This window comes from Roseofilum sp., from assembly GCF_982964205.1.
The window spans coordinates 1-5,957 of the sequence record NZ_CEZBFX010000181.1 but is presented as its reverse complement, the minus strand read 5'-3'; the positions used below and the strand labels follow the sequence as shown (position 1 = coordinate 5,957).

Below are 5,957 nucleotides of genomic sequence, written 5' to 3'. Positions count from 1 at the left end.
CTTCTGGCTGTAGCCCTTGACTTAATTAATCCGAAACATTTAAGAATAGGGTTGGTTCATTGTTGTTACTGTACCTCATAACAGCGCGAAGCGCTGTATCATAGCTAAAAGATGAGATGGCGATCGCAGCTCAGTTGGGATCGCCACCGGGCAGTTGAAGTGAATAAAATATCTATCATTACCATCTGGACAAGCCTGATTTTCCGCAAAAATCACCCATTCATAGCCACACTGATGGCAGTGGCAAAAGACATTATGCTCATTAGCAACATCTATTTTGTGCTTCCAGCAATCGATTTCAGTGCGATCGGGCTGAAATGGAATGTTCATCATTCAGTCAATTATTAAGGACAACCCAAAAACTTATGGGTTTGTAAACTTATGCGCCAGTCTGGGTGATGTAAAACAAACTGCATTGCTAAATCAATGGTTTTTGGGCTATTCCATTCGGGTTGTAAAAATTTGACTGTGTTAGGCTTCACGAACTGAGCTTGTTCCTTGGCCCAGTCTAGATCTTCTGGCCCAGTAATCACCACTTTTAACTCATCTGCATAAGTGCCCATACTGCGATCGGGAGATTTAGACTGTTTCGGGGAAAACGTCACCCAATCAAATGTCCCCGAAAAGGGATAAGCGCCAGAGGTTTCTAAGTGTAAAGGGAGATGGCACAAAGACCTTAAGCCCTGGGTTAATTCATCCAAATTATGCATTAACGGCTCTCCTCCAGTAATTACAATCATACTCGGATTGACTGCTAAAACAGCTTCAGCCAATTGCTCAATGGAATATTGGGGATGTTTGTCCACAGGCCAAGATTCTTTCGTATCGCAGAACCAACAGCCCACATCACAGCCTCCGAGGCGAATAAAAAAAGCATTTCGTCCCACCCAATAGCCTTCTCCTTGGATCGAATGAAATTTTTCTACAATGGGATAGGTTTTCACAGATGGCTATCAATTACATAGGAACGGGCCTTCCATTATAACAATCACCTCTACTTTTGGGTTATAATAATTAGAATTTACAGCGCCTCATGTTGGAAAATATAATAACTAATAATTACGACCATCAACCCAAAGGAGAAACGATGAACCATACAGGGTGTAAAGCGATCGGATTACTGGCCTTCTGGGGGGCGATCGTTGGGGCAATTTACCCCGTACAATTTGCTCAAGCTCAAAGCAATGGGGTAATGTATGGCAACTATGTCAGCGTTACGGATGCTGGACCCGCAGAAGACCCAAATTATACCCTAGAGCAAACAACAGGAAGTACTCTAGAATACCAGCCAGTCAGGGCAGAAAAACAACTTGAACCTGTTCCTTTAGAAAATCCTGTTTTACCAGAACCTCCTCCCCCTTTACCCACATATCCTCTACCCAATAATGAGTCAGTCGAACCCGATCCAACCACCGCACAGCAAACCAGTATATCCGATCCAAGACCAGCCGTAGGTAGTTATTTCGGCATTGGCGGAACTATTGGCTTAAGCGATGGAGAAACGGCTCTAGGCAGTGGTGGATTTTCTTTAATGAGTAAAGGAGCGTTGAGCGAATATCTAACTTTGCATAATGCTACCTCTTTTGGCAAGCAAACAGCAAGTATGTTTGCTCTAACTGGTGAAATTCCCATCAAAAATCCCCAGACTCAAGAAGTCGTTGCTATGCCGTTTTTAGGTGGAGGAACTTTAGTGACCACTCAAGACGAATTGCGGTTTCATGGGTTAGTGGTTGGGGGTGTTGATATTCCTTTATCCAGAGATTTCATGGGAACAGTGCGGGTGAATGCGGGGTTTGTTGATAGTAAAACTGAAGTCGGGATTGTATTAGGAGTTGGCTATCGATTTAATTTGTTTAACTTATTCTAATTGGTCTCGATCTTCCTTTTCTTGGCAAGAGAGTTCTGACACTTCAGGCTCAGGTAAACTCTCTTGAACACTTTCATCTCTATTATCTCCCGAATTATCTCCCGATCCTTGGAGAACGGCAGCTAAAGGTGAATCGGGATTTTCTAATACCCATTGGTCAAGAATATCTTCGATCAGAAGTCGTTTAATCCAGACCTGAGCAATGACTGCTAAAGGAAGGGCTAAGAACAGACCAATAATACCAAAAAGCTGTAAACAAATAAGTTGAGCCAGGAGCGTTGCTGCCGGCAACAGGGAGACTTGTTTGGCCATCACCGTGGGCGTTAACCAATAGCTTTCCACTTGTTGAACAACGACATATAAAATCAAAACTGCCCCAGCTTTGAGGAATCCACCAGTATCTAAGAGGGAAACAGTCATCGGTAAAACAACACTTAAAGTTGGCCCAATATTGGGGATAAAATTGAGTAATCCCGCCAATAATGCATGAGCTAAAACTAAGCGTACTCCAATGATGGATAATCCGATAAAACTGAGTGTACCAATGAACAGGGAGTTGATAATAATGCCCCCAAACCAATTATCTAAAGCGATTTCACATTCGGCTAAAATGCTATCAGCTCGCCGCCGGTAAAAGGAGGGAAAAAGACGAACTAAAGCTTGACGATAGGAAAGAGGATCGCCTAAAAACATTAAGGTTAAGACAATCACCAACAGCAATTGACCCACAGCAATGATCGAGTTAGAAAAGAAGGAGTAGAAGTTGCCAAAGACTTGGGTCAGGAAGGGTTGAATTTGTTGAAATCCACTGGATAAATCAGGAGGTTCTGGTAACCAAGAGGGAGTATTTGCTCTCCATTGGTAGAGCAGAATTCGCAGTTGTTCGAGTCCAGTCGGGATCAGATTAATCAGAATTTGAAATTGTTCAATGAAGGGAGGAACAATAATCCAATAGAAGAACAAAAAACAGAGAAAGGTAACACTGATGGTGACTAAAACCGAGAATCCTCGATTGAGGCCGAATTTTTGCACCAGACGCACTCCACGGTTGAGGGCAGTCGCCAGTACAATCGCAGTGAAAACAAGTAGTAAAATCCCCCGTATTATCCAGAGAATATACAGGGATGTAACTAAACTGAAAAAGCCAAGTAATTGACCGAGTGTCACCAGGATTTCCTCCTCACCCTTGATGGGTAATGGGTAATGGGTAAGGTTGTTGTTCGGCTATTTTACTTGAGTAGAGGGCGATCGCGGGAGAAATTGCTTTAAAATCTTTAGAGGTGAACGATCCCAAGTATCGACATGACGATCGATCAGAGCTTGGTCGTTGAAGGTATAGGTAGAATAACCATTAAAGTTAATCTCTGCCTTCCAGGGAACGCGCAGTTTACCGCGCACAGTCCAGTCTACGCGCAGGGTTTCGGGAGGCAAAAAGTGCATCTGATGGACATCAAAAAATAGCTCGGTGAAAAACAATTGACCATGAAAGCGCAGTGTCCAAAATATAATCCGATAATTGAGTTTACCCTTAAATTGACTGATGGGGTCTTCAAAGAGGATATCTGGGGTATAAATGTTGTAGTTAATATCCTGCTGAAATAAGGTGGGTAAGTCTTGTTGCAGAATCTCCATCACCTCTTTAATCTGGGGCGGTAGAGCATCAGAGTTGGTGGATAGGACTGATTCTGAGTTCATGATCGGTAAAGAGAATTTTGCTGAATTGGCTAGTTAGATTTTAGCCAATAATGCTCTGTCTGATTCAACGATCGCCCTCAAACCCATTTCACCGAGCGCCTTCATTGAGGACAATGCGATCGCGCCCTTGAGTTTTGGCTTGATATAATGAGGCATCTGCCTTAGCAATCAAGGCTTCTGGGGATCGAGTAATGCTGGGAACCATACAGGCAACCCCTAAGCTCAAGGTAACATAAGCCTGTATATCAGAATTGGCATGAGGCAATTGTCGTTCCCCGATTCCCCGATGAATGCGTTCGGCAACCTGGAGAGCGCCTACACTATCAGTATTCGGCAATAAAATAACAAACTCTTCCCCCCCATATCGAGCCACTAAATCTCTGGAGCGTCTGACTGCCTCTGCCATCACCTGAGCGACTTTGCGCAAACAGTCGTCCCCAGCTAAATGACCATAGCAGTCGTTATAGCGTTTAAAATAATCCACATCTGCCAAAATCAAGGATAGAGGTTGCATCAGATGCAACAATCGCGACCATTCATAACTTAATACTTGATCGAAATGTCCCCGGTTGGCCACTTGAGTTAAACCATCGAGAGTAGCTAAACGAGTTAACTGTTGATTGGCGTGGCGTAAATCAGCCTCTGCTTGTTTGCGTCGCATTAAGGAAGCTAACTGGTTGGCGACGGATTGGACTAAAGCTAAGGAACACTGCTCAGGAGAATAGGGCGATCGCGAAAAAAAGATCAATACCGCCAACACTTCCCTCTGCCAACAAATGGGTATAGCTAAAGCTCCCTTCAAACCCACCTCTTTGGCTTGCTGCATTCGGGGAGAGATCGTACGCGTAGTTTGCGAGATATCCTCAATCCATTCCAACTCTTTAGAGATCAAAACCCGTCCGAGTAACCCTTCATGGGGGGTAAAGGCGATCGCCTCACTTAGATGACGAAACCCCTCAAATTGCGGAATATGGCTATATCCACCCCGACTTAACCGTAACTGAGTCCCTCCCTGAGTTGGCATCCAAGCTTCTGCAAAATCCCAATGAATCGTATGACAAATTTGGGCGAGCACCTTCTCTAAGGCAGACTCAATATCAATGGTATCACTCAGAGCTTCGGTGGTATCTAGTAGTAACTGTAACTGGGCATTTTGTTCTTCTAACTTCTGTTGATATTTACGTAATCGTAGCTGATGCTCAATCCGCACTACTACTTCCACTGGCTCAAACGGCTTACTAATGTAATCGACTGCCCCTACTTCAAACCCTTTAACTTTACTGAGGGTTTCATCCATGGCGCTAATAAACAACACGGGGACATCGGCAATGAATTCTATAGATTTTAGATGTTGACAAAGCTCATACCCATTCATATCGGGCATCATCACATCCAACAGCACTAAATCTATTGACCCAGCTTGGATAGAGCTTAAAGCCTCCTTGCCATTAGAGGCTACCTTGACTCGATATCCCTCCTTCACCAAAATCCGATTCAGTAAACTCAGATTATCTGGTTCATCGTCAACCACAAGGATGGTTTCTTTTAATCGCTGTGAGAGCTTTCGACTCATGAATGGGTAATCGGTAAGGGGTAGTCGGTAAGGGGTAAGGGGCGATCGCCACTTTTGACGAATCATCTCTGAAAATTAAATGAATATGGGCCGATCATACCCAAATCCTGATATATAACCATTAGAGATTAGTCGAAAAAAATAGGAAGTTTCTATGGAATTAGAATATCCAGACGATCTAAAATACCTGGACAGCCATGAGTACGTGCGGCTTGATGGCGAGATTGCCACGATTGGACTGAGTGCCTTTGCGATCGATCAACTCGGTGATATTGTTCATCTTGAATTGCCAGAAGTCGGAGATGCTCTAGAAAAAGGAGAATCTTTCGGTTCAATTGAATCGGTGAAAGCGGTTGAAGACCTTAAGGCTCCCGTTGTGGGAACCGTCCTTGAATGCAATGAAGAGCTACTGGAAAACCCCGAAAATATTGGTGACGATCCTTACGGAGATGGATGGTTAATCAAAGTCCGGATTGATGAGAAGGAAGAACTAGATGGCTTACTCTCAGCCTCAGAATACCGCGCTCAACTCGAAGGGGATGAGGAAGATCGTTAAAGATAAACGGATTGAACCTCAAAGACTTTAAGCTTTAAGGACTGCTCATATCCAGTCCGGCACGTCAATGATGATGAAGTCATTGCAAAGGCCGTGGAGCGCAATGAAGCAATCCCAACAATCTCCTTAGTCTTGGCGATTGCTTCTAGAACGGTAGCAATGACAACTGTTTTAAGGGACTTGATACAGCAGTTTTCTGGCTTTATGTGTGTTATCAGAAAAATGGGTCTAAAACCCCGTCCTTTTAGGACGGCTTTACAGTAGAA

General features: G+C 43.9%; 8 protein-coding genes. 2 read left to right on the top strand and 6 right to left on the bottom strand.

The window, feature by feature from the left end; translation table 11 throughout:
• Positions 1–75: 75 nt before the first annotated feature.
• Entirely contained in the window at positions 76–333 is a 258-nt protein-coding gene (locus tag AC3A14_RS23725) for a hypothetical protein (protein ID WP_318736093.1), read from the bottom strand.
• A gap of 11 nt (positions 334–344) precedes the next feature.
• Entirely contained in the window at positions 345–944 is a 600-nt protein-coding gene (locus AC3A14_RS23720; RefSeq protein ID WP_318736090.1) for a 7-carboxy-7-deazaguanine synthase QueE, read from the bottom strand.
• Between the two features lie 143 nt (positions 945–1,087).
• Here AC3A14_RS23720 and AC3A14_RS23715 point away from each other — a divergent pair, with 143 nt between their 5' ends.
• A complete protein-coding gene (locus AC3A14_RS23715; protein ID WP_318736088.1) occupies positions 1,088–1,867 on the top strand; it encodes a hypothetical protein in 780 nt (259 codons plus the stop codon).
• Here AC3A14_RS23715 and AC3A14_RS23710 read toward each other — a convergent pair.
• The 3 genes from AC3A14_RS23710 to AC3A14_RS23700 all read right to left on the bottom strand — a co-directional run bounded on the left by AC3A14_RS23710 (position 1,859) and on the right by AC3A14_RS23700 (position 5,201).
• Positions 1,859–3,034, bottom strand: a complete 1,176-nt coding sequence (locus AC3A14_RS23710) for an AI-2E family transporter (RefSeq protein WP_318702024.1) — start codon at positions 3,032–3,034, stop codon at positions 1,859–1,861. The two genes, AC3A14_RS23715 and AC3A14_RS23710, sit on opposite strands and share 9 nt — an antisense overlap.
• Positions 3,035–3,091: 57 nt before the next feature.
• Entirely contained in the window at positions 3,092–3,562 is a 471-nt protein-coding gene (locus AC3A14_RS23705) for a C6orf136 family protein (protein ID WP_318736086.1), read from the bottom strand.
• An 88-nt stretch (positions 3,563–3,650) separates the two neighbouring features.
• On the bottom strand, positions 3,651–5,201 hold the full coding sequence (locus AC3A14_RS23700; RefSeq protein WP_318736084.1) for a diguanylate cyclase domain-containing protein: 1,551 nt from the start codon (positions 5,199–5,201) through the stop codon (positions 3,651–3,653).
• Between the two features lie 88 nt (positions 5,202–5,289).
• Here AC3A14_RS23700 and gcvH point away from each other — a divergent pair, with 88 nt between their 5' ends.
• On the top strand, positions 5,290–5,691 hold the full coding sequence (gene gcvH, locus AC3A14_RS23695) for a glycine cleavage system protein GcvH (RefSeq protein ID WP_318702027.1): 402 nt from the start codon (positions 5,290–5,292) through the stop codon (positions 5,689–5,691).
• On the opposite strand, the gene AC3A14_RS23690 is transcribed toward gcvH, so the two are convergent.
• A partial coding sequence (locus AC3A14_RS23690) for a hypothetical protein (RefSeq protein ID WP_487779199.1) occupies positions 5,688–5,957 on the bottom strand: 270 nt, incomplete at its 5' end. The genes gcvH and AC3A14_RS23690 overlap by 4 nt on opposite strands.